21 protein-coding genes and 1 pseudogene are annotated in these 24,393 nt (G+C 42.8%); 21 read left to right on the forward strand and 1 reads right to left on the reverse strand.

Going from position 1 to position 24,393, the window contains the following annotated elements:
- Positions 1 to 64 precede the first annotated feature (64 nt).
- The 3 genes from ruvB (at position 65) to HMPREF9184_RS08220 (ending at position 2,955) form a co-directional block, all read left to right on the forward strand.
- Positions 65 to 1,063, forward strand: coding sequence for a Holliday junction branch migration DNA helicase RuvB (gene ruvB, locus HMPREF9184_RS08210; RefSeq protein ID WP_000086808.1), 999 nt, complete (start codon positions 65 to 67; stop codon positions 1,061 to 1,063).
- Complete coding sequence (locus tag HMPREF9184_RS08215; RefSeq protein ID WP_033586033.1) at positions 1,044 to 1,616, forward strand: nucleotidyltransferase family protein; 573 nt, start codon at positions 1,044 to 1,046, stop codon at positions 1,614 to 1,616. Before ruvB ends, HMPREF9184_RS08215 begins: the two co-directional genes overlap by 20 nt.
- Positions 1,617 to 1,950: 334 nt before the next feature.
- The gene (locus HMPREF9184_RS08220; RefSeq protein ID WP_009444382.1) at positions 1,951 to 2,955 is read left to right on the forward strand and encodes a sugar transferase; all 1,005 of its coding nucleotides are present in this window, start codon (positions 1,951 to 1,953) and stop codon (positions 2,953 to 2,955) included.
- A gap of 263 nt (positions 2,956 to 3,218) precedes the next feature.
- On the opposite strand, the gene HMPREF9184_RS08225 is transcribed toward HMPREF9184_RS08220, so the two are convergent.
- Positions 3,219 to 3,632, reverse strand: coding sequence for an EamA family transporter (locus tag HMPREF9184_RS08225; RefSeq protein ID WP_000264215.1), 414 nt, complete (start codon positions 3,630 to 3,632; stop codon positions 3,219 to 3,221).
- Positions 3,633 to 3,847: 215 nt separating this feature from the next.
- On the opposite strand from HMPREF9184_RS08225, the gene glmS reads away from it, so the two are divergent.
- From glmS to HMPREF9184_RS09690, 18 genes and pseudogenes are all read left to right on the forward strand, one after another.
- A complete protein-coding gene (gene glmS, locus HMPREF9184_RS08230; protein WP_000334307.1) occupies positions 3,848 to 5,656 on the forward strand; it encodes a glutamine--fructose-6-phosphate transaminase (isomerizing) in 1,809 nt (602 codons plus the stop codon).
- 185 nt (positions 5,657 to 5,841) lie between these two features.
- Positions 5,842 to 6,453: a helix-turn-helix domain-containing protein gene (locus tag HMPREF9184_RS08235; RefSeq protein ID WP_001055474.1), complete on the forward strand. Its 612-nt coding sequence runs from the start codon at positions 5,842 to 5,844 to the stop codon at positions 6,451 to 6,453.
- A gap of 67 nt (positions 6,454 to 6,520) precedes the next feature.
- Positions 6,521 to 7,027, forward strand: coding sequence for a hypothetical protein (locus HMPREF9184_RS08240; protein ID WP_000904725.1), 507 nt, complete (start codon positions 6,521 to 6,523; stop codon positions 7,025 to 7,027).
- Between the two features lie 298 nt (positions 7,028 to 7,325).
- A pseudogene (locus HMPREF9184_RS09550) lies at positions 7,326 to 7,454 on the forward strand (LLM class flavin-dependent oxidoreductase); the annotation flags it as partial.
- A gap of 219 nt (positions 7,455 to 7,673) precedes the next feature.
- Entirely contained in the window at positions 7,674 to 8,678 is a 1,005-nt protein-coding gene (locus HMPREF9184_RS08245; protein ID WP_000157302.1) for a uroporphyrinogen decarboxylase family protein, read from the forward strand.
- Positions 8,679 to 8,690: 12 nt separating this feature from the next.
- Positions 8,691 to 8,894 carry a hypothetical protein gene (locus HMPREF9184_RS08250; protein ID WP_000837744.1) on the forward strand — a complete coding sequence of 68 codons (204 nt, stop codon included), beginning with the start codon at positions 8,691 to 8,693 and terminating at the stop codon, positions 8,892 to 8,894.
- Between the two features lie 2 nt (positions 8,895 to 8,896).
- Positions 8,897 to 9,895 (forward strand): uroporphyrinogen decarboxylase family protein, encoded by a 999-nt coding sequence (locus tag HMPREF9184_RS08255; protein WP_001291554.1) that lies wholly within the window; start codon positions 8,897 to 8,899, stop codon positions 9,893 to 9,895.
- An 11-nt stretch (positions 9,896 to 9,906) separates the two neighbouring features.
- Complete coding sequence (locus HMPREF9184_RS08260; RefSeq protein ID WP_000037001.1) at positions 9,907 to 10,785, forward strand: transporter substrate-binding domain-containing protein; 879 nt, start codon at positions 9,907 to 9,909, stop codon at positions 10,783 to 10,785.
- 32 nt (positions 10,786 to 10,817) lie between these two features.
- A complete protein-coding gene (locus HMPREF9184_RS08265) occupies positions 10,818 to 11,510 on the forward strand; it encodes an amino acid ABC transporter permease (RefSeq protein WP_000255452.1) in 693 nt (230 codons plus the stop codon).
- Between the two features lie 3 nt (positions 11,511 to 11,513).
- The gene (locus tag HMPREF9184_RS08270; RefSeq protein WP_000350572.1) at positions 11,514 to 12,236 is read left to right on the forward strand and encodes an amino acid ABC transporter permease; all 723 of its coding nucleotides are present in this window, start codon (positions 11,514 to 11,516) and stop codon (positions 12,234 to 12,236) included.
- Positions 12,237 to 12,245: 9 nt separating this feature from the next.
- Entirely contained in the window at positions 12,246 to 13,010 is a 765-nt protein-coding gene (locus tag HMPREF9184_RS08275) for an amino acid ABC transporter ATP-binding protein (protein WP_000942253.1), read from the forward strand.
- Between the two features lie 421 nt (positions 13,011 to 13,431).
- On the forward strand, positions 13,432 to 14,190 hold the full coding sequence (locus HMPREF9184_RS08280) for an isoprenyl transferase (protein ID WP_000488185.1): 759 nt from the start codon (positions 13,432 to 13,434) through the stop codon (positions 14,188 to 14,190).
- 8 nt (positions 14,191 to 14,198) lie between these two features.
- Complete coding sequence (locus HMPREF9184_RS08285) at positions 14,199 to 15,002, forward strand: phosphatidate cytidylyltransferase (protein WP_000159112.1); 804 nt, start codon at positions 14,199 to 14,201, stop codon at positions 15,000 to 15,002.
- A 15-nt stretch (positions 15,003 to 15,017) separates the two neighbouring features.
- A complete protein-coding gene (gene rseP, locus HMPREF9184_RS08290; protein WP_000579731.1) occupies positions 15,018 to 16,274 on the forward strand; it encodes an RIP metalloprotease RseP in 1,257 nt (418 codons plus the stop codon).
- Positions 16,275 to 16,290: 16 nt separating this feature from the next.
- The gene (locus tag HMPREF9184_RS08295; protein ID WP_000814018.1) at positions 16,291 to 18,144 is read left to right on the forward strand and encodes a proline--tRNA ligase; all 1,854 of its coding nucleotides are present in this window, start codon (positions 16,291 to 16,293) and stop codon (positions 18,142 to 18,144) included.
- 107 nt (positions 18,145 to 18,251) lie between these two features.
- Positions 18,252 to 19,631, forward strand: a complete 1,380-nt coding sequence (locus tag HMPREF9184_RS08300; protein ID WP_000911352.1) for a glycoside hydrolase family 1 protein — start codon at positions 18,252 to 18,254, stop codon at positions 19,629 to 19,631.
- Positions 19,632 to 19,818: 187 nt separating this feature from the next.
- Positions 19,819 to 24,210, forward strand: coding sequence for a PolC-type DNA polymerase III (locus HMPREF9184_RS08305; protein ID WP_000095441.1), 4,392 nt, complete (start codon positions 19,819 to 19,821; stop codon positions 24,208 to 24,210).
- Positions 24,211 to 24,230: 20 nt separating this feature from the next.
- Positions 24,231 to 24,383, forward strand: a complete 153-nt coding sequence (locus HMPREF9184_RS09690; protein ID WP_000776619.1) for a hypothetical protein — start codon at positions 24,231 to 24,233, stop codon at positions 24,381 to 24,383.
- The last annotated feature ends 10 nt before the right edge of the window (positions 24,384 to 24,393 follow it).

Raw genomic sequence — 24,393 nt, forward strand, 5'->3', positions numbered from 1 at the left:
TAAAGAAGCCACCCAATCAGGTGGCTTTTTTGTTTGTAGGCTGGATTTTTGCTATAATAGGAACATGAGTAGAATTTTAGATAATGAAATCATGGGTGATGAGGAGTTGGTAGAACGTACCCTCCGTCCCCAATATTTACGTGAATATATCGGTCAGGACAAGGTCAAGGATCAGTTGCAAATATTTATCGAGGCTACCAAAATGCGGGATGAGGCGCTGGACCATGTTCTTTTGTTTGGCCCTCCAGGACTTGGGAAAACAACCATGGCTTTTGTCATTGCCAATGAACTGGGAGTCAATCTCAAGCAAACGTCTGGTCCTGTTATCGAAAAAGCGGGTGATCTGGTAGCGATTTTGAATGATTTGGAGCCTGGAGATGTCCTCTTTATTGACGAGATTCATCGCTTGCCCATGTCGGTGGAAGAGGTGCTTTACAGTGCCATGGAGGACTTCTACATTGATATTATGATTGGGGCTGGGGAAGGCAGTCGCAGTGTCCATCTGAACTTGCCGCCTTTTACCTTAATTGGTGCGACGACACGGGCAGGAATGCTCTCAAATCCGCTACGGGCCCGTTTTGGGATTACAGGTCATATGGAATACTACGCCCACGCTGATTTGACAGAGATTGTTGAGCGGACGGCAGATATTTTTGAGATGGAAATTACCCATGAGGCAGCTGCTGAGCTGGCCTTACGCAGTCGAGGAACTCCCCGTATCGCCAATCGTCTCCTCAAGCGCGTGCGCGATTTTGCCCAGATTATGGGGGATGGCTTAATCGATGATGTCATTACTGATAAGGCCTTGACCATGCTGGATGTAGACCATGAAGGGTTAGACTATGTGGACCAGAAAATCCTTCGTACCATGATTGAGATGTACGGTGGTGGTCCAGTTGGTTTAGGAACTCTTTCTGTTAATATTGCCGAGGAGCGTGAGACGGTGGAAGATATGTACGAACCCTACCTCATCCAGAAAGGCTTTATCATGCGAACTCGTTCAGGGCGGGTCGCGACAGCTAAGGCCTACGAGCATTTGGGCTATGAGTACAATGAAAAATAAACAAGAAATCCTAGACAGTGTTGGGAAAAATCCGGATATGATGGCTATTCTGACTATCATCCGTGACCTAGAGTTGAAAGATACCTGGTTGGCGGCAGGTTCGGTTCGAAATTTTATCTGGAATCTCTTGTCAGATAAATCTCCTTTTGACCGTGAAACAGATGTGGATGTGATTTTCTTTGATTCGGATGTGAGTTATGAAGAAACGCTGGCTATAGAAAGTAAGCTGAAAGAGGATTTCCCCCAGTATCAGTGGGAGTTGAAAAATCAGGTCTATATGCATCTGCACAGTCCCCACACTGCTCCCTACACAAGTTCTCGTGATGCTATGAGTAAGTATCCGGAACGTTGCACGGCGGTAGGCCTTCGCTTGAATGAAGATTCCACTTTAGAGCTCTTTGCGCCCTATGGTTTAGAGGATATTTTGAACTTTCAGATTTCCCCGACTCCTCATTTCCTAGAAAATGAAGACCGAATGAAGCTCTATCAAGAACGCTTGTCCAAAAAAAATTGGCAAGAAAAATGGAAAAACCTCACTTTCTCCAATCTTTGAAAAGAAGTTAGTGACTTGATCACATAAGAATTCTATATGTGAGTTTATAATCATCACAAGATAAACAGAGAAATCTAAAGGTACAAAAAATTATATACTCAATAGGAAAAATTCATTCAATCTATCATAGCTAACAAAGATATCGAATTTGTGAGATTGAGTGAGAAAAACATCTATTAAGGCTATCCTTATTGTTCTTGGAAGATAAGACTCCTGGGGAAATTATCCCAAGTAACTAACTTGAGCTTGAAAATTGGTATGTAAACGCTTTTGAAAAGTCGTAAATTATGATACAATATTTAGAGAAATTACTGAGACGAGGATTTAGAAAACAATGAAAGTACATTTCACAAATTTATTTGGGCAAGCATCAACGAGTGTGGCCTTAATGGCGCAGAACAATGTCATGAAAATTGTTCGAGAGTTTGGAGTTAATGAGCTGGGGATCTATTTTTATGATGCAAGCCATGAACCGTGGGAAGAACTGAACTCGCGGATGGATGGGATTGTCGCGGGGGTATCTTATGGAGATGTCGTTTTTTTCCAATCTCCTTCATGGAATAGTGTTGAATGGGACAATCACTTGATAGAAAAGTTAAAGCTTTCTCATGTAAAAATGGTGATGTTTATCCATGATGTTCAGCCACTAATGTTTGAGAGCAATTATTATCTTATGAAGGCCCACATTGACATGTACAACAAGTGTGATGTGGTGGTAGTACCATCAGAACAAATGTACCAGAAACTCGTTTCAGAGGGATTAACCGTCAAGAACTACGTTGTTCAAAAACTTTGGGATCTTCCCCATGGTTTGGAACTCTATACTCCAAAATTTGATAAAAAATTAATCTTCTCAGGAGACCCATCTCGTTTTCCACATATTGTTGACTGGAAACACAGTACCCCCCTTCATGTTTATGCTACGAGAGCAGAGGGAGTAGATTATTCCAAAGTCCACCTTGAAGGTTGGCGAACTCAGCAGGAATTATTGTTGGAGTTGTCTAAAGGAGGAGGCTTTGGCCTAGTATGGGGAAATTCCGAAAATCCTGCGGAAGAGCGTGACTACTACAAAGAAAATGTTTCTTATAAGTTGACAACTTATCTGGCCGCGGGTATTCCGGTGGTTGTGCCAGACTATCTTTCTAATGCGGACTATATCCGTGAGAAAGGTTTGGGCTTTGTCGTGTCTAGTTTGGAAGAAGCTAGCCGCGTTGTTCAGGAATGTACGGCAGAAGAGTATGATCAAATGGTTACAAGAGCAAAATATACAGCTTACTTAATAAAAAATGGTTATTTCACAAAGAAATTGTTTATTGATTCCATGATGCTCTTAGATTAGTCAAAAGTAAGTCATCGGTTTACCACATTCAGATTTAGAAAGGCAAAATTTCAAGTCGAAGTTAGCCAGCTGAGATAATTAGTTTTTATATTAACTGTAATGGGTTGATGAAAAAAACTCATCTTGGAGGGAACCAATTTGGTTCTCTCCTTTTTGCTAGACGCTTGAAGCTGATTCCCTGTACTTATAAATTTAGACGTAACAAAATACCCCAAAAACCATCTAACCTTTTTGGGGGAGGTCATATATGGAGGGGGAGAGGATTACAAAATCATCACCAAGGTCCCAATCGTAATCAGGATACAGCCAATGATTGTTTTAAACGTCAGGACATCCTGTAGAAAGAAAAAGGCTAAAACGAGGGTAATGACGAGACTGAATTTATCAACAGCAGATACCTCAGTCGCATTACCCATCTGCAAGGCCTTGTAGTAGCAGAGCCAGGAGGCACCTGTTGCCAAACCAGATAGGATGAGAAAGAGCCAACTTTTTCTGCTGATGTTGACAATTTCAGTCTGACTATTGGTCAGGAAAACCATAGCCCAAGCCATAAGGATGACGACGACCGTACGAATAGCTGTTGCTAGATTGGACGGAACTCCCTCAATCCCAATTTTGGCTAAAATAGAAGTTAAGGCTGCAAAGACAGCAGATAAAAGTGCGAAGAAAAACCACATGGTAACTACCTCCTTTCTCTATTATAAGCAATCGAATCCTACTTGTCAGTTCTCAAGTGAAATCGTGCTCTAATGGTATTTTAAAAAACTATACCAATTTTTATGCTTGACAAGAAAGAAAAACAAGTATATACTGTCTTTGCTGGTTCTGTAAAAGGAAAATCAGACTATACCAATTTAAGGGGAAAGCACAGCTGGTCTGTGTCGTATATACTATGTGTGGAATTGTCGGTGTTGTTGGAAACACAAATGCAACTGATATTTTGATTCAAGGGCTTGAAAAGCTTGAATACCGTGGTTATGATTCTGCGGGGATTTTTGTCCTAGGTGGTGCTGAAAATCACTTAGTTAAGGCTGTAGGCCGTATCGCAGAATTGTCTGCTAAAACTACTGGAGTAGACGGAACAACTGGTATCGGACATACGCGTTGGGCGACTCATGGTAAACCAACTGAGGACAATGCTCACCCACATCGCTCTGAGACTGGACGTTTTGTCTTGGTTCACAATGGGGTGATTGAAAACTACCTTGAAATCAAGGAAGAATACCTTGCAGGTCACCACTTCAAGGGGCAAACAGATACGGAAATCGCAGTGCACTTGATTGGAAAATTTGCGGAAGAAGAAGGTCTCTCAGTTCTTGAAGCCTTCAAAAAAGCTCTTCACATCATCCGTGGTTCTTATGCTTTTGCCTTGATTGACTCTGAAAATCCAGATGTCATCTATGTCGCTAAGAACAAATCACCGCTTTTGATTGGTCTTGGAGATGGTTACAACATGGTCTGCTCGGATGCTATGGCTATGATTCGTGAGACCAACCAATACATGGAAATTCATGATCAAGAGTTGGTGATTGTGACGGCAGATAGTGTCGAAGTGCAAGACTATGATGGCAATCGCCGTGAACGTACTAGCTATACTGCGGAACTTGACTTGTCTGATATCGGTAAGGGAACTTACCCTTACTACATGCTCAAGGAAATTGACGAGCAACCAACGGTCATGCGTAAACTCATCCAAGCCTACACAGATGAGGCTGGTCAAGTAGTGGTAGATCCAGCTATCATCAAGGCTGTTCAAGAGGCAGACCGCATCTACATCCTTGCAGCTGGGACATCTTACCACGCAGGATTTGCTTCTAAGAAAATGCTGGAAGAATTGACAGATACGCCAGTTGAACTTGGAATCTCATCTGAGTGGGGCTACGGTATGCCACTTCTTAGCAAAAAGCCACTTTTCATCTTTATCAGTCAGTCTGGTGAAACAGCAGATAGCCGTCAGGTTTTAGTTAAGGCTAACGAAATGGGAATCCCAAGCTTGACAGTGACAAACGTTCCAGGTTCAACCCTTTCACGTGAAGCCAACCATACCATGCTTCTTCACGCGGGTCCTGAAATTGCCGTGGCATCAACCAAGGCCTATACAGCACAAATCGCAGCCCTTGCCTTTCTTGCAAAAGCAGTCGGAGAAGCAAATGGCAATGCTAAAGCACAAGCCTTTGATCTGATTCGTGAGTTGTCTATCGTGGCTCAGTCTATCGAATCAACCCTTTCAGAAAAAGAAACAATCGATGCTAAAGTTCGTGACCTTCTTGAAACAACACGTAATGCCTTTTACATTGGACGTGGTCAAGACTACTATGTAGCCATGGAGGCCAGTCTCAAACTCAAAGAGATTTCTTACATTCAGTGTGAAGGTTTTGCGGCAGGAGAACTCAAGCACGGAACCATTGCCTTGATTGAAGAAGGAACGCCTGTTTTGGCCCTCTTGTCAGATCCAGTCCTTGCCAACCATACTCGTGGAAATATCCAAGAGGTCGCAGCTCGTGGTGCCAAAGTCCTCACTATCGCAGAAGAAAATGTTGCCAAAGAGACAGACGACATCGTCCTTACGACCGTACATCCTTACCTCTCACCAATCTCAATGGTCGTACCAACTCAACTGGTCGCTTACTTTGCAACCCTACACCGTGGCCTCGATGTGGACAAACCACGTAACCTTGCCAAGTCAGTAACAGTAGAATAAGCAAAAAAAGTCTAGTTTGCCATAAGTAGGGTATAATGTAAATATATAACAAATCGGAATTTATAGGGATTTGTATTGAAAAACACATTTGCAACTGCAAGTTGACATATTTCCATATTTTAATGGTGGCTATGCAACCAACGAAATTGTTATGATTGTATCATAAAAGAAAGGAGTGTTGTCAAATGAACATGGCAGACAGAATACAATATTTAAGAAAAACTAAAGGAATATCACAAGAAGAACTTGCTGATAAGGTAGGTGTTTCAAGACAAGCTGTTTCAAAATGGGAAAGTGAACAAAGTACACCTGAGTTAGAAAAAGTAATTATAATGAGTGATTATTTTGGTGTTACTACAGATTATATTTTAAAAGGAATTGAACCCGTAGTAGATAAAGAACAAAAAAATAGAGAATTTGCGAGCAAGGTACTTTATATCTCATCAACAGCCTTTATTGCTATTGGATTGTTTTGTGCATTTGCTGAATGGTATGAAAAACAAACAATGGAAGCTATTTTGGGGGCAATAATTATTCAAGTGGTAGGAATTGTTGGATATTTTATCGCAAGAATATTATCGGAAGAAAAAGCACCGTTTTATGTGAATTGGCTTAATATAATTGGAATTGCTTTTATGCCTACTTCTATGGCTACCGGTTTTATTTCATTTTTGATTTTCAAACAGGGGTGGGTTGCGCCATATCCTATAGGAATATTTCACACTTTGAATTTTATATTAGTTCTATTTGTGATTTTGATTACAAGTTATATTATTTTAAAAAAACAGATAAAATAGCATTTTCTCACCCTTATATTGTATACTCTAAGGAGAAGAAAATGAAAAAGAAAAAAATATTATTGCTATGCTGATTGGTATCGTCTTATCTGGTTCTTTCTTGATACGAACGGTCTTGATCCATCAGGCGAGACAAGCGAAAAAGCAAAACATGGAACGGATTGCTGCTGTGCAAGAGACGGTTCAGTCTCAAGATCAAAAGAAAGCTGAAGAGCAGAGAGAACAATTTAAAAAGGCATTTGATAGTGTAGATAAAACTTCCATTCTAATGAAAAACTATGATAGCCACACACCGATTAATGGGGACTACAGTTTTGGTACAAAGGATGGCGTGTACTACCTAGTAGAATTAAAAACAGGTGAGAAAGTAGATCTGGAAGGTGTGGACAAGGCCTTTCCATTGTCGATCAAAAACGAGGACGAAAATAGCACGGAGCTTGCCCTAGTTGTCCGTAAAGACCAAGCTTGGTACATGATTGATACAAAGGGCGAGACGATTTACACTTTTGAACAAACAGAATTAACAGAAAACTCGAAATTGACTTTGAAAGATAATAAACTACAGGTAGAATAAACTAAAAAAGTCTAGTTGATCTAGGCTTTTTCTAATGAGTCTAGGACAACAGTCTAACCTTAAATATAAAAAGCGAACAAAACGAGTTATCTGACACTCAGAATTCTGTCTTGTTCGCTTTTTTCTAATCTATCGATTTTAAAAATTTATAATAAAGAATTCCTAAAATCAAAATCTTTTTGTCTCAGATACTTTTCTAATGAGCGAATGTATTGCAAATAAAACTGTTTAGTGCTACCTTGTCTACTGGGTGAGAATCCGCGTTATTTCAAGAAACTGATCCAAGCTTAGCAAAGATTTGGAGCGTTTTATGTTGCATCTATCGCTTGGTTCTATGCCACATAACCAGGTTCTGAGAGCTATTGAACTCTTCGGCACACAAGTGGCACCCAAAGTCCGAGCATATTTTGCCATGAAAGAGGCTTAATAAAAAATCCTAATCAAGCTGATAAAAAATCTATATAACAACTATTTTAAAAAAGTAATAAACAGAAAAGAATCTCTGAAAGGCTAGTAAAATCAAGCTTTTCAGAGATTTTTTCTTTATAGATATAAAAATTTCCAATCGGGTTGATAGTCAATATATATTGGGAAAAGGGAAAAAGGAGTGGTAAGATGGTTTCAATCCAAATGGAAGGAGAAAGGTATGGCAAGTAAAAGAGATCTAGTCTTTAGAGCGATTCGAGGCGATGAAGTGGAAAGAGTTCCTGTGGGATTTTGGTTTCATTTTGTAACACTGGAAGAAAAGGGACAGGGATTAAATAATCCACGTATCTTTCAAAAAAGTGTTGATGGACATCGCAACTATGTGGAAAGGATTCACCCTGATTTTGTCAAAGTCATGAGCGACGGTTTTTTCCTTTATCCAAGTAATGTCTACAGTTCTAAGGTTACAAGCATTCAGGAGCTGGCTTCTATTGAGTCGATTGGTGAGGGACACCCGTGGATTCAGCAACAGGTAGAAGTGGTACAAGCGATTCGAGAGACCTTTACTGAAGAGATCGCTTCTTTCTACAATATCTTTTCACCTATCTCCTACCTCAAGCGCTGGTTCCGTACAGAAACTTCACGGGGAGATAAGGAAGTGGCTGATCTATTGCTTGAAAATCCTGAGCGATTCAGAGCTGTTTTAGATGTGATTGCAAAAGACATTGCTTTCTTAACTCAGAAAATCATCCAGGAAGGTGGTGTTGACGGTATTTATCTCAGCACCCAGGAAATTCAAGATGAGCGTATCACACCAGGACTCTATCAAACCTATATCGAACCGAGCAATATAGCTGTTTTAAAGGCGGCTAATCAAGTTGGTGGGACTAATATCCTTCATATCTGTGGTTTTGAAGGTGCGAGTAATGATGTGACGATATTTAAGGATTATCCAGCTCAAGTTGTCAATTGGGCGACTCATCATGAGGATGTTAGTTTGACACGGGGTCAGGAGTTGTTTCAAGGCAAGGCTGTTTTAGGTGGATTTGAAAATGGTAAGAAAAGCTTGCTTTATCGAGGTTCTAAAGCGGAATTGCAAAATGAAACAAGGCGGTTACTGGCTGAAGCTGGTAGTAAAGGAGTTCTTCTGGGAGCTGACTGTACTGTTCCAGATGACTTTGACTTAGAGAGGTTGGACTGGATTCGGCAGGCAGCGGTTCTCTAAAAAGGAGGAGCTATGAAAAGTAAAAGATGGGGCATCTTCATTGTCGTTGTTGGTTTGCTGGCCTTGGTCGCCATAAGCGTCGTAAAAAATGAGCACTGCAAAAATGGAGAGAGATGTCGTGGAGTTCAGGATTTTTCCAAGTCCAGTCTCCCCTTTCTACGCTCGAATAATATCGCAAGCAGTTTATTAGTTGAAAAAGTAAGAAATGGAGAATAAGAATGTCAGAAAAAAGAGAATGGGTTTTAAAAGCATTTAGAGGTGAGAAGGTTGATCGTGTGCCAGTAGGTTTTTGGCACCATTTTACATCAGAAGACGAATGGCTACACGGTTTCTCAAATCCAGCCATTATCGAAAAGAATATTCAAGGCCATAAGCGCTTTATCCGAGAAGTTCAGCCAGACTTTATCAAGTTAATGAGTGATGGCTACTTTGCATATCCAAATCCAGCGATTGCCAAAGGCAAATCACTTCAAGAATTGGCAACCATTCAACCACTCGGACCAGAGCACGCTTGGATAAAAGAGCAGGTTGACTTGGTTAAGAAAATCCAGCAAGAATTTACAGAAGATATCGTTGCGATTTACAATATTTTTGCTCCTGTGACCTATCTCAAGTGGCTACTGGGGGAAGTGTCTGGTGGGGATGACCTCATTGCTGATTTTTTGGTGGAAGACCCTGAAGCCCTCAAGAAGGTGTTGGATGTGATTGCAGAGGATATTGCGAGTCTCAGCCAAGCCGTCATCGAAGAGGCTGGTGCTGATGGGATCTACCTCAGCGTGCAAAGTATCCAAGATCAACGAGTGTCGGCAACAGATTATCAAGCTGTCATTGCACCTAGCGAGATAACTGTTCTGGAAGCGGCTAGTGCTGTTGGAGGTGTCACTGTTCTTCATATCTGTGGCTACGAGGGAGCGCGAAATGATATTCATCTTTTTGCAGATTATCCAGCCCAAGTCTTTAACTGGGCTGTAGGACCAGAGGGAATCACTCTCAAGGAAGGTCGTGAGATTTTCAAGGGACGTACGGTTCTTGGAGGATTCGAAAATGGCAAGACAGGCTTGCTGTATACTGGTGGCAAGGATGCCATTCAGGCTGAGGCAAAGAAACTAGTTGCAGAAGCTGGGGAACAGGGCTTGGTACTTGGGGCGGATTGTACCATTCCAAGTGATATTGCAGTTGAACGTATCCAGTGGGTGAGAGAAGCGCTTGAAAACTAAAGGAGAAAAAGATGAGTAAAAAAGCATGGATTATCGGTGGTGTAGCAGTTGTTGCAGTAATTGGGGCAACGATTATCGGGAGAAGTTTAGCTGGCGCTCCGGCCAAGGAGGGAGAAACGGCTTCATCTGCTGAAGTCATAACCTTGAAGGTTGCCCATACACAAAACTACGTACCTTATGACTTTGTCAATGAAAAAGGGGAATCAGATGGTTATGAAGTAGCTGTTTTGAAGGCTGTTGATGAGAAGTTGGCAAACTATAAATTTGAATATACGGGTACCAGTGATGACGACCTCTTGATTGGTCTGGAATCAGGCAAGTACGACATCGGAACCAAGGGAGCTTGGTACACAGAAGAACGAGCTAAAAAGTTTGTCATTCCATCTGAACCAGTCGGAGCGAGCATCATCGGATTTACTGTCAGAAAAGAAGATGAACAGAAATACAAAACCATTGATGACTTTGCCAAGAATAAAGGGAAATTGGTTCCCATCTCTCCCCAGAATGCTCAATGGAATGTCATCACCAGCTACAATGAAAAACATCAGGATGCACCGATTGAGCTAACTGCAGCGGAATCCTTTAAGGTGTCAGATGCCTATGCCTGGGTCTTAGAAGGACGTTATGATGCCTTCTTTGATATCAAACTGTCTTTTGAAAAAGCAGTTACCGCAGAAGATGGCCCTTACCACCAATATGCGGATAAACTCAGCTGGTTTCCATATAAAGGCATTCCAACTTATCCCTTGATTCACCGTGATGAAAAGGGTGAGAAATTTGCTAAAGAATATGAAAAAGCAATCAAAGAGTTGAAAGAAGATGGCACGCTTGCTAAGCTATCTCAGCAATATTTCAAAGAAGATGTCTTTAGTTACGTAGACAAAGACTAGACCAGAAATTCCAAGACTAGAAAGGGTTTTGCATGGTTTCTTATGATTTTTCCAAGGTCTTTCAGTTTTTGCCGACCTTATTGCAGGCACTTCCTATGACCTTGTCCATTCTCTTTTTTACCACTCTTCTTGGTTCCCTTTTTGGAGGTCTCTTGGCCTGGGCGCAAGTAGGAGAAGACAAGAGTTTTGCAGCAATTTCTAAAGGTTATATCTTTACCCTTCGTTGTACACCGCCGATTGTCTTGCTTTTTCTAGTTTTTTATGGTTTGCCAGAATTTCTGAAATGGTGGCTGGGTTTGGATATCAACAACTGGTCTAAAACTATTTTTGTTCTCCTGACGATGATTCTCTTGTTTGCAGCTATTGTTGCTGAGGTTTTCAAGGCGGCCTATCAAGCTATTCCAAAGGGGCAGACAGAGGCCGGGCTTAGTATTGGTTTGACTCCAAGTCAGACCTTCTGGAGGATCATTTTTCCCCAAGCTTTTCAGGTTGCTCTTCCTAATATAACGACCGCTATTCTCAATCTTATGCGGGATGCTGCCTTGGCCTATACGATTGGTTTTGTTGATGTCATGGGTGCAGGCAATCTCTTGATCAGTCGCAATTTGGGGAACTACTCGCTGGAAACCTATACGGCAGTTGCGCTTCTTTACTGGGGGATTGCTTTGGTTATTTCTAGTTTGAGTCGTTTACTTGAGAAGTCTTTGGAAACAAAAGGGAGGTAAGAAATGGACATAGACTATATTGTAAAGACCTTTCTGGAGACCTTGAAAGGTGTGCCAATCACCTTGGTCATCATGATTGTGGCTATGGTCTTAAGCTTTTTACCTGCTCTATTTTTAGCATTGGGGCAGATTTACAAGGTTCGAGGGGTGAGAAGTTTTTCTCTAGTCTATCTGGCTTTTATCCGAGCGACCCCTCCGATTTTATTGATTCTCTTCTTTTATAGTTTGTTTCCAAGTCTGCTGAATCAATTTTTCAAAAGTATAGGAAGTGACTTTGATATTTTCAAGCTTGATCCTCTCTACTATGCCTTTATCATTTATAGTCTGATGACGGTCGGGAGTTTGTCGGAGATTTTGCGTTCAGCTATCTTGACGGTGGACAAGGGACAATTAGAGGCGGCGCATGCGATTGGCTTGACCACGACACAAGCCTATCTAAGGATCGTTTTTCCTCAAGCCCTGCGCTCAGCCTTACCTAACTTGGCCAATCTAGTGATCAATATCGTCAAAGGGACTTCCCTGGTCTTTGTCATGACTATCAAGGATATTACTGCTATTGCCCGTGTAGAAGCGTCCTACGGTTACCAGTATTTTGAGTCTTATTTTGTGATCTTTTTGCAGTATATTTTGATCTGTGGTTTGATTCAGTGGGGCTTCTCCCTACTGGAGAAAGGCTATGTGAAAAAAGAAAAGAACGCGAAAGCATCTAGCGCGCATTTTGTATAGGAGGACAGGATGTTACAAGTAGAACATATCGCAAAAACATTTGGTGAGAGGCAGGTACTGGAGGATGTCAATCTCCAGGTCAACCAAGGGGATGTCGTCGTTATTTTAGGACCATCAGGTTCGGGGAAAACGACCTTTCTCCGTTGCCTCAACCACTTAGAAAAAGCTGACAGTGGCCGTCTGACTTTGGCAGGAAAGACTTATGACTTAGCCAAATTAAGCAAGAAAGATATTCTAGAAATTCGCCAAAAAACAGCCTTTGTTTTCCAACACTACAATCTCTTTGCAAATAAAACTGCTCTGGAAAATATTCTAGAAGGCCTAATCGTAGCTCGAAAAGTTTCCAAGGAAGAAGCGGTCAAACGTGCAGAATCTGCCTTGGAAAAAGTTGGTTTACTAGCCTATAAAGACTACTACCCTTCCCAGCTATCTGGAGGGCAACAACAACGAATAGGGATTGCGCGTGCCATCGCCGTCAAGCCCGAGGTCATTTTGCTAGATGAACCAACATCTGCACTAGATCCTGAGTTGGTTGGAGATGTTTTGGATGTTCTGAAACAGTTGGCGGGAGAAGGTGTGACCATGGTAGTCGTCACGCATGAGATGGGATTTGCTAGAGATGTCGCCAACCACGTTATTTTTATGGATGGAGGCCGTATCGTAGAGGAGAACAACCCACACGATTTCTTTAGTCGTCCACAGGAAGAACGAACCAAGCAGTTCCTGGCTCGTATCTTATCAGACGCTAGCTATAGTGTAGAATACATGATTTGATAGTTAAGTGCATTATGAAAGTAATTTATGAAGCAAAGTTCCAATCTATAAACTATGGAAAAAAGGTGTCAGCTTGAAATGACCTTCAGAAAAAGCTAGGTTTTAGACTCAGATTGGCTTCTTAAGATGATTTGAGGTGCTTTTTCGTACACCCAAGTGGACAATATTATTTTATACTTTTCATTTCTCAAAAAAATTAAGAAAAATTTAAGCTAGGAGGTGTATACTAAGCTCATAAGTTAAGAAGAACTTAACTTAAACTCCTAAAACTTTTTCATAATAATCTCCCTATAAAATAAAGTCGCCCAATCAGGCGGCTTATTTTTTGTCTATCTGTAAGCAAGGGCAGTAACTTAGCAATAGAAGAATAGAGGGAAATATGGTATAATGAAACGATAGATTTTTGAATAGGAATAAGATCATGTTTAGATTTTTTAAGAAAGATAAAGCTGTGGAAGTGGAGATTCCTGTACAGGTTCCTGCTCACATTGGCATCATTATGGACGGGAATGGCCGCTGGGCTAAAAAACGGATGCAACCACGAGTTTTTGGTCATAAGGCGGGGATGGAAGCCCTCCAAAAGGTGACCAAGGCAGCTAATAAACTAGGCGTCAAGGTCATCACAGTTTATGCATTTTCAACTGAAAACTGGACGCGCCCAGATCAAGAGGTCAAGTTTATCATGAACTTGCCAGTTGAGTTTTATGATAACTACGTTCCTGAATTACATGCAAATAATGTCAAGATTCAGATGATTGGGGAGACAGACCGTCTGCCTAAGCCGACGTTTGAAGCTTTGAAAAAAGCAGAGGAGTTGACCAAGAACAATACAGGCTTGATTCTCAATTTTGCTCTTAATTATGGTGGTCGTGCTGAAATCACGCAGGCTCTTAAGAGCTTGACTCAGGAAGTTCTAGATGCCAAAATCAATCCTGGCGATATCACAGAAGATATGATTGGGGATTACCTTTTCACGCAACGCCTACCAAAGGATTTGCGAGACCCAGATTTGATTATCCGCACGAGTGGTGAGTTGCGTTTGAGTAATTTCTTGCCATGGCAAGCAGCCTATAGCGAGCTTTATTTTACGGATACCTTGTGGCCTGATTTTGATGAAGCTGCCTTGCAGGAAGCTATTGCTGCCTTTAATCATCGCAATCGCCGATTTGGAGGAGTTTAGGAGAAGATATGACCAAGGATTTACAAAAGAGAGCATTGTTTGCAGTATTGGCCCTGGCCATTTTTCTTCCAGTCTTATTTGTGGGAGGACTCTTGTTGCAGATAGGGATTGGTTTGTTAGCGATGCTGGCTGTCCATGAACTCTTGCATATGAAGGGGCTAAAGACCATGACTATCGAGGGCACCTTGACTCTCTTTGCGACCTTTGCTCTCACAATCCCCTTAGAAAATTACCTAACTTTTTTGCCAGTTGATGGGAATGTGGTTGCCTACAGCGTTTTAATTACGATTATGCTAGGGACCACCGTTTTCAGTAAAAACTATACGATTGAAGATGCAGTTTTCCCGATTGCGATGAGCTTTTATGTTGGTTTTGGCTTTAACGCCTTACTGGATGCTCGGGTGGCGGGTTTTGACAAGGTGCTTCTGGCCCTCTTTATCGTCTGGGCGACAGATAGCGCAGCTTACCTGATAGGGATGAATTTTGGCAAGCATAAATTGGCACCAAGAGTTTCTCCCAATAAGAGTATTGAGGGCTTTATCGGTGGTATTCTAGGTGCGGTACTAGTAACAGCAATCTTCATGCTGGTAGACAGCACAGTTGCTCTCCCTTATGGGATTTATAGAATGAGTCTCTTTGCCGTCTTCTTCAGTGTGGCAGGTCAGTTTGGTGACTTGATTGAGAGTGCTATGAAACGCCATTTCGGTGTCAAGGATTCTGGGAAATTTATCCCGGGGCATGGTGGAGTGTTGGATCGTTTTGACAGTATGCTAGTTGTCTTTCCTATCATGCACTTGTTTGGCCTCTTCTAAAGAAAGGAATATTGAATGATTGGATTGCTAACCTTTATCCTAGTTTTTGGGATTATCGTGGTGGTGCATGAGTTTGGACATTTTTATTTTGCCAAGAAATCAGGCATTTTAGTCCGTGAGTTTGCTATTGGTATGGGCCCCAAGATTTTTGCCCATATTGGTAAGGACGGCACTGCTTATACCATTCGGATCCTTCCTTTAGGAGGGTATGTTCGTATGGCTGGTTGGGGTGATGATGCGACGGAGATCAAGACAGGAACCCCGGTCAGTTTAACACTTGCAGAGGATGGTAAGGTCAAACGGATCAATCTATCAGGGAAGAAACTGGATCAAACAGCTCTCCCTATGCAGGTAACACAGTTTGACTTTGAAGACAAGCTCTTCATTAAAGGCTTGGTCTTGGAAGAAGAAAAGACCTTTGCAGTGGATCACGATGCAACAGTTGTTGAGGCAGATGGAACCGAAGTGCGCATTGCCCCTCTGGATGTACAGTACCAAAATGCTTCTATCTGGGGTAAGCTCATCACCAACTTTGCAGGTCCTATGAATAACTTTATCTTAGGTGTTGTTGTTTTTTGGATCCTGATCTTTTTGCAGGGTGGTGTTAGAGACACTCAGACCAATCTCTTTCATGTCATGCCAGAGGGAGCTTTGGCTAAGGTGGGCGTAGCTGAGACAGCTCAAATCACTAAGGTCGGCTCGCATGAAGTTAAGAATTGGCAAGACTTGACCCAAGCTGTGGAAGCTGATACCAAGGATAAGACTGCCCCGACCTTAGATGTGACTATTTCTGAAAATGGTAGCGAGAAACAAGTCACTGTTACTCCAGAAGAAAATCAAGGACGTTATATTCTCGGAGTTCAACCGGGGATCAAGTCAGACTTTCTATCTATGTTTGTTGGTGGATTTACGACAGCTGCTGACTCGGGGCTCCGTATCCTTTCAGCTCTGAAAAACTTGATTTTCCATCCAGATTTGAACAAACTCGGCGGTCCTGTTGCCATTTTTAAGGCAAGTAGCGATGCTGCTAAAAATGGAATTGAGAATGTCCTCTACTTCTTAGCCATGATTTCCATCAATATTGGGATTTTTAACTTGATTCCTATCCCGGCTTTGGATGGTGGAAAGATTGTGCTCAATATCCTAGAGGCTGTCCGCCGTAAACCCCTTAAACAAGAAATTGAAACCTATGTCACCATGGCTGGTGTAGTTATCATGGTTGTCTTGATGCTAGCTGTGACCTGGAATGACATTATGCGACTCTTCTTTTAGATAATCGAGGAATATTATGAAACAAAGTAAAATGCTAATCCCTACGCTTCGCGAAATGCCAAGCGATGCTCAGGTAATCAGCCACGCCCTTATGTTGCGTGCTGGTTATGTTCGTCAAGTTTCTGCAGGAGTTTATTCTTATCTCCCACTTGCTAACCGTGTGATTGAAAAGGCTAAGAACATCATGCGTCAAGAGTTTGATAAAATTGGTGCGGTGGAAATGTTGGCGCCTGCCCTTCTTAGTGCTGATCTTTGGCGTGAATCAGGTCGTTATGAAACCTATGGTGAAGACCTTTATAAACTGAAAAATCGTGAAAAGTCTGACTTTATCCTAGGTCCGACACACGAAGAGACTTTTACAGCCATTGTTCGTGACTCTGTCAAGTCTTATAAACAATTGCCACTTAACCTTTACCAAATCCAACCTAAGTACCGTGATGAAAAACGTCCACGTAACGGTCTTCTTCGTACGCGTGAATTTATCATGAAAGATGGCTATAGCTTCCATGCCAACTACGATAGTTTGGATGTGACCTATGATGAATACAAGGCAGCCTATGAACGCATCTTCACTCGCAGTGGCTTAGACTTCAAGGCCATCATCGGTGACGGTGGAGCTATGGGCGGTAAGGACAGCCAAGAATTTATGGCCATCACACCTGCTCGTACAGACCTTGACCGCTGGGTTGTCTTGGATAAGTCAGTTGCCTCATTTGATGAAATTCCTGCAGAAGTGCAAGAAGAAATCAAGGCAGAATTGCTCAAATGGATGGTTTCTGGTGAAGATACCATTGCTTACTCAAGTGAGTCTAGCTATGCGGCTAACTTGGAAATGGCAACAAACGAGTACAAACCAAGCAACCGTGTTGTTGCTGAAGATGAAGTGACTCGCGTGGAAACACCAGGTGTTAAATCCATCGATGAAGTCGCAGCCTTCCTTAACGTTCCAGAAGAACAAACCATCAAAATCCTCTTCTATATGGCAGATGGTGAGCTTGTTGCAGCCCTTCTAGTTGGGAATGACCAACTCAATGAAGTCAAGTTGAAAAATCACTTGGGTGCAGATTTCTTTGACGTTGCTAGTGAAGAAGAAGTGGCAAGTGTTGTTCAGGCAGGTTTTGGTTCACTTGGTCCAGTTGGTTTACCAGAAAATGTGAAAATCATTGCTGACCGTAAGGTGCAAGATGTTCGTAATGCGGTTGTGGGGGCTAACGAAGATGGCTACCACTTGACGGGTGTGAACCCTGGCCGCGACTTTACTGCAGAATATGTGGATATCCGTGAAGTTCGTGAAGGTGAAATCTCTCCAGACGGACAAGGGGTTCTTAACTTTGCGCGTGGTATCGAGATTGGTCACATCTTCAAACTCGGTACTCGCTACTCAGCAAGCATGGGTGCGGATGTCTTGGACGAAAATGGACGTGCAATCCCAATCATCATGGGTTGTTACGGTATCGGTGTTAGCCGTCTCCTTTCAGCGGTTATGGAGCAACACGCTCGCCTCTTTGTTAACAAAACGCCAAAAGGTGAATACCGATACGCTTGGGGAATCAACTTCCCTAAAGAATTGGCACCATTTGATGTGCACTTGATTACTGTCAATGTCAAAGATGAGGCAGGTCAAGCCTTGACTGAAAAATTGGAAGCCAACTTGATGGACGCTGGTTACGAAGTCTTGACGGATGACCGTAACGAACGTGTCGGTGTTAAATTCAGCGATAGCGACTTGATTGGTCTTCCAATCCGTATCACTGTAGGGAAGAAAGCGGCTGATGGTATCGTAGAAGTTAAGATCAAGGCGACTGGTGACACAATTGAAGTTCACGCAGACAACTTGCTCGAAACCCTTGAAATCCTCAGCAAGAAATAAAAACTATAATCAGAAGAAAAACAAGGCAAAAATGTAACTAGTTTTTGCCTTGTTTTTTCTATATAATGGGAATGAATAAATACATCATCAAGTTAAGAGGTATAACAATGCTAAAATTTCCAAAGGATTTTGTCTGGGGTTCCTCGACTTCTGGACCACAGACAGAAGGTCGTGTTCCTGGTGACGGCAAGGGAGATAATCTATGGGATTATTGGTTTCAGGTAGAGCCCAATCGCTACTACAATGGAATTGGACCTGACAAAACATCGACTTTTTACGAAAACTGGGAAAAGGATATTGAACTACTGGTAGAAACAGGTCATACAGCCTTTCGCACTTCTATTCAGTGGTCTCGACTTTTCCCGCAAGGTCGTGGAGAAGTCAATCCTCAAGGTGTGGCTTTCTACCGTCAGGTATTTGAAGCGATTAAGGCTAAGGGGATCCGTCTTTTAGTCAATCTCTACCACTTTGATCTGCCTTTTGCCCTTCAAGAAGATGGCGATGGTTGGGAAAATAAGGGAACTATCAAGGCCTACGAAGACTATGCGCGTTTCTGTTTTGAGACTTACGGAGACTTAGTGGATCAGTGGATTACCTTTAACGAGCCTATCGTACCAGTAGAGTTCGGGTATTTCTATGATGCCCATTATCCTCATAAGGTAGATGCCAAAGCGGCGGTTCAGGTGGCTTATAATACGCAACTGGCTAGTAGTCTTGCGGTTAAGGCTTGTCATGAGGTTTTGCCTGATTCCAAGATTGGGATTGTCCTCAACTTGACACCAGCCTACCCACGTAGCCAACATCCTGCTGATGTCAAAGCGGCGCGCATTGCGGACCTCTTCCAAGCTCAATCTTTCCTAGATCCATCTGTCTTGGGAGCTTATCCAGAAGAGTTAGTGGAAATTTTAGCAGAGCATGATTTACTGCCAGAATATACAGCAGAAGAGTTGGAAGTCATTCGCCAACATACGGTTGACTTCCTTGGAGTCAACTATTACCAGCCTTTGCGCGTCATGGCGCCACGTTTTGCTAAACATCCAGACAGTCCGCTCTTGCCTGAGCATTTCTATGAGCCTTACGTCATGCCAGGTCGTAAGATTAACCCGCACCGTGGTTGGGAAATCTACGAGCAAGGGATTTACCACATCGCACAAAATATCAAGGAAAACTATGGCAATATCGAGTGGCTGCTGACAGAGAATGGCATGGGGGTTGAAGGTGAAGATAAATTCCGTGAGAATGGCATGATTCAAGATGATTACCGGATTGACTTTGTCAAAGGGCATCTGCGTGAACTCCATCGTGCTATTGCAGACGGCGCTAACTGTAAAGGTTACTTAATCTGGACCTTTATCGACTGCTGGTCATGGCTCAACAGCTATAAAAACCGCTATGGTCTGGTCGAATTAGACTTGGAAACGCAAGAACGCCGCCTGAAGAAATCAGGCCACTGGTTCAAAGAACTCAGCGATAATAATGGATTTTAAGAATAAAAAGAGTGAGATGCCAAGTGAGATGTCATCTCACTTTTTAATATGTGACTACGGATCAGTATAGTTTTATCTACTACAGGTATGATAAAACCTTTCCATCTAAATCGCAAGGGAAATGGTACTAGCTATATATTTTCTTTAATTATGGTAAAATAGTAAGAGAATAATGTGAGGGAAATGAATGTCAAGTAAGTTTGAAATTTTAATGAATCAACTAGGAATCTCTGAACAACTGAAACAGGATCCTGCTCTTATTGATGCAAGCATTGAGCGTGTCGTGGTTCATAAAATTAGTAAGGTTTGGGAATTTCATTTTGTATTTTCTAAAATTTTGCCTATTGAAATCTTTCTAGAGTTAAAGAAGGGGCTGAGTGAAGAATTTTCTAAGACAGGGAATCAAGCTGTTTTTGAAATCAAGGCGCTCTCTCAAGAATTTTCTAATCAACTCTTACAGGCCTACTACAAGGAGGCTTTTTCTGAAGGTCCATGTGCGAGCCAAGGATTTAAATCTCTTTTTCAGAATTTACAAGTTCGTGCGGAGGGAAATCAGCTCTTTATTGAAGGTTCAGAGGCGATTGATAAGGAACACTTTAAGAAGAATCATCTTCCGAATCTAGCAAAGCAACTTGAAAAGTTTGGTTTCCCAGCTTTTGTATGCCAAATTGAAAAGAACGATGCCCTTACACAAGAACAGGAGGAAGCCTTTCATACGGAGAATGAGCAGATCGTTCAGGCTGCCAACGAAGAAGCCTTGCGGGCTATGGAGCAACTGGAACAAATGGCCCCTCCTCCAGTAGAAGAGAAACCAGCCTTTGATTTTCAGGCTAAAAAGGCTGCGGCCAAACCAAAACTAGATAAGGCAGAAGTGACCCAGATGATTGACGTGACGACTGAGGAAAATCGTTTGGTCTTTGAAGGGGTGGTCTTTGATGTCGAGCATAAAGTGACCAGAACAGGCCGTGTCTTGATTAACTTTAAGATGACGGACTATAGTTCGAGCTTCTCAATGCAAAAATGGGTTAAGAATGAAGAAGAGGCTCAGAAATTTGACCTCATCAAAAAAAATTCTTGGCTCCGTGTTCGTGGGAATGTAGAGATGAATAACTTTACACGCGATTTGACCATGAACGTTCAGGATGTGCAGGAAGTGGTGCATCATGAAAGAAAGGATCTCATGCCAGAAGGTGAGCGTCGGGTTGAGTTTCATGCTCATACTAATATGTCGACCATGGATGCACTACCCGAGGTCGAAGAGATCGTTGCGACAGCTGCTAAGTGGGGACATAAGGCGGTAGCCATCACGGACCATGGAAATGTCCAGTCCTTCCCACATGGCTATAAGGCAGCCAAAAAAGCGGGAATCCAGTTGATCTATGGAATGGAGGCTAATATCGTTGAAGATCGTGTTCCTATTGTTTATAACGAAGTTGAGATGGATCTATCTGAAGCGACCTACGTGGTCTTTGACGTGGAAACGACGGGGCTTTCAGCTATCTATAATGACCTGATTCAGGTTGCGGCATCTAAGATGTACAAGGGGAATGTCATTGCTGAATTTGATGAGTTTATCAATCCTGGGCATCCCTTGTCAGCTTTTACTACTGAGTTGACTGGAATTACAGATGACCATGTCAAAAATGCCAAACCACTGGAACAAGTTCTGATCGAATTCCAAGAATTCTGCAAGGATACGGTCCTAGTCGCCCACAATGCCACCTTTGACGTTGGCTTTATGAATGCCAACTATGAGCGTCACGGTCTGCCTAAGATTAGCCAGCCAGTTATCGATACGCTAGAGTTTGCCAGAAACCTCTACCCGGAGTATAAGCGTCATGGTTTGGGGCCTTTAACCAAGCGTTTTGGTGTGGCTTTGGAACATCACCACATGGCCAACTACGATGCGGAAGCTACTGGTCGTCTGCTCTTTATCTTTATCAAAGAGGTAGCAGAAAAACATGGTGTGACTGATCTGGCTAGGTTAAATATTGATCTGATCAGTCCAGATTCTTATAAAAAAGCTCGGATCAAGCATGCTACCATCTATGTCAAGAATCAAGTTGGTCTAAAAAATATCTTTAAGCTGGTTTCTTTGTCTAATACCAAGTACTTTGAAGGGGTGCCACGGATCCCGAGAACGGTTCTAGATGCTCATCGGGAGGGCTTGATCTTAGGATCAGCCTGTTCAGAGGGTGAAGTTTTTGATGCGGTCGTTTCCCAAGGTGTGGATGCGGCGGTTGAGGTGGCTAAGTATTATGACTTTATTGAGGTCATGCCACCTGCCATCTATGCTCCCTTGATTGCCAAGGAGCAGGTCAAGGATATGGAAGAACTCCAGACCATTATCAAGAGTTTGATAGAGGTCGGAAACCGTCTTGGCAAGCCTGTTCTGGCTACGGGAAATGTCCACTATATCGAACCGGAAGAAGAGATTTACCGTGAAATTATCGTCCGTAGTTTGGGGCAAGGAGCTATGATTAACCGAACCATCGGTCACGGTGAACATGCCCAACCAGCACCACTTCCAAAGGCTCATTTTCGAACGACTAATGAGATGTTGGATGAATTTGCCTTCTTGGGTGAAGATTTAGCACGCAAACTAGTCATTGAAAACACCAATGCCTTGGCAGATATCTTTGAACCTGTTGAGGTCGTTAAGGGTGACTTGTACACGCCTTTTATCGATAAGGCTGAAGAAACGGTCGCTGAGTTGACCTATAAGAAGGCCTTTGAGATTTATGGAAATCCGCTGCCAGATATTGTTGATTTGCGGATTGAAAAAGAATTAACTTCCATTCTGGGGAATGGATTTGCCGTGATTTACCTGGCTTCCCAGATGCTGGTACAACGTTCCAATGAACGGGGTTACTTGGTTGGTTCTCGTGGATCTGTTGGCTCCAGTTTTGTTGCGACCATGATCGGGATTACAGAGGTCAATCCGCTCTCTCCTCACTATGTCTGTGGTCAGTGTCAGTACAGTGAGTTTATCACCGATGGATCTTACGGTTCAGGTTTTGATATGCCAAATAAAGACTGTCCAAATTGCGGTCACAAACTCAGCAAAAATGGTCAGGATATTCCTTTCGAGACCTTCCTTGGTTTTGATGGAGACAAGGTTCCCGATATTGACTTGAACTTCTCGGGAGAAGACCAACCTAGCGCCCACTTGGATGTCCGTGATATCTTTGGTGAGGAATATGCCTTCCGTGCAGGAACGGTTGGTACGGTGGCTGCTAAGACGGCCTATGGCTTTGTCAAGGGTTACGAGCGTGACTATGGCAAGTTTTATCGTGATGCAGAGGTGGAACGCCTCGCTCAAGGTGCTGCTGGTGTCAAACGGACAACAGGACAACACCCGGGGGGAATCGTTGTTATTCCGAACTACATGGATGTCTATGATTTTACGCCTGTCCAGTATCCAGCAGATGACGTGACGGCTGAATGGCAGACCACTCACTTTAACTTCCACGATATCGATGAGAACGTCCTCAAACTTGATGTACTGGGGCATGATGATCCGACTATGATTCGGAAACTTCAGGACTTGTCTGGTATTGACCCCAATGAAATCCCTATGGATGATGAAGGCGTGATGGCCCTCTTTTCTGGTACGGATGTGCTAGGAGTGACACCTGAGCAAATCGGAACGGCGACAGGTATGCTGGGAATTCCAGAGTTTGGAACTAACTTCGTACGTGGGATGGTCGATGAAACCCATCCGACAACTTTTGCGGAATTGCTTCAGCTCTCAGGTCTGTCCCACGGTACTGATGTCTGGTTGGGAAATGCCCAGGATTTGATTAAGCAAGGGATTGCGGACCTATCAACCGTTATCGGTTGTCGGGACGACATCATGGTTTACCTCATGCACGCGGGTCTCGAACCAAAGATGGCCTTTACCATCATGGAACGGGTACGTAAGGGCTTGTGGCTTAAGATTTCCGAAGAGGAACGCAACGGTTACATTGAAGCCATGAAGGCCAATAAGGTGCCTGAGTGGTATATCGAGTCCTGTGGAAAAATCAAGTACATGTTCCCTAAAGCCCATGCGGCAGCCTACGTTATGATGGCACTTCGCGTAGCCTACTTCAAGGTTCACCATCCGATTTATTACTACTGTGCTTACTTCTCAATCCGCGCCAAGGCCTTTGATATCAAGACCATGGGTGCGGGCTTGGATGTTATCAAGCGCAGAATGGCAGAAATTGCTGAAAAACGGAAGAACAATGAGGCATCTAATGTGGAAATTGATCTCTATACAACTCTTGAAATCGTCAATGAGATGTGGGAACGTGGCTTCAAGTTTGGCAAACTCGATCTCTACCGTAGTGATGCGACCGAATTCCTCATCGATGGCGACACCCTTATCCCACCATTTGTGGCTATGGATGGTCTGGGAGAGAACGTTGCCAAGCAGTTAGTTCGAGCGCGCCAAGAGGGAGAATTCCTCTCTAAAACGGAACTCCGAAAACGTGGCGGACTTTCCTCAACCTTGGTTGAAAAGATGGATGAAATGGGGATTCTCGGCAATATGCCAGAGGATAACCAGTTGAGTTTGTTTGATGAGTTGTTTTAAAGGAGATGAGGAAAAGTAAAATGAAACTCAGAATTTTTGCGGAAGACAAACCTGCTGAAAAGGTCTTTGACTATCAGTTAGAGCTGGCAGATGAAACAATTATCCTATCAACAGCGCTCTTGTCGGGCGCCATTGCTTTAGCAGGATTACTTTCTGCTTTGAAAGAAAAATAGAAAAGGAAGA

Origin of the sequence: Streptococcus sp. oral taxon 058 str. F0407 (genome assembly GCF_000235485.1) — a bacterium.
Taxonomy (GTDB): Bacteria; Bacillota; Bacilli; order Lactobacillales; family Streptococcaceae; genus Streptococcus.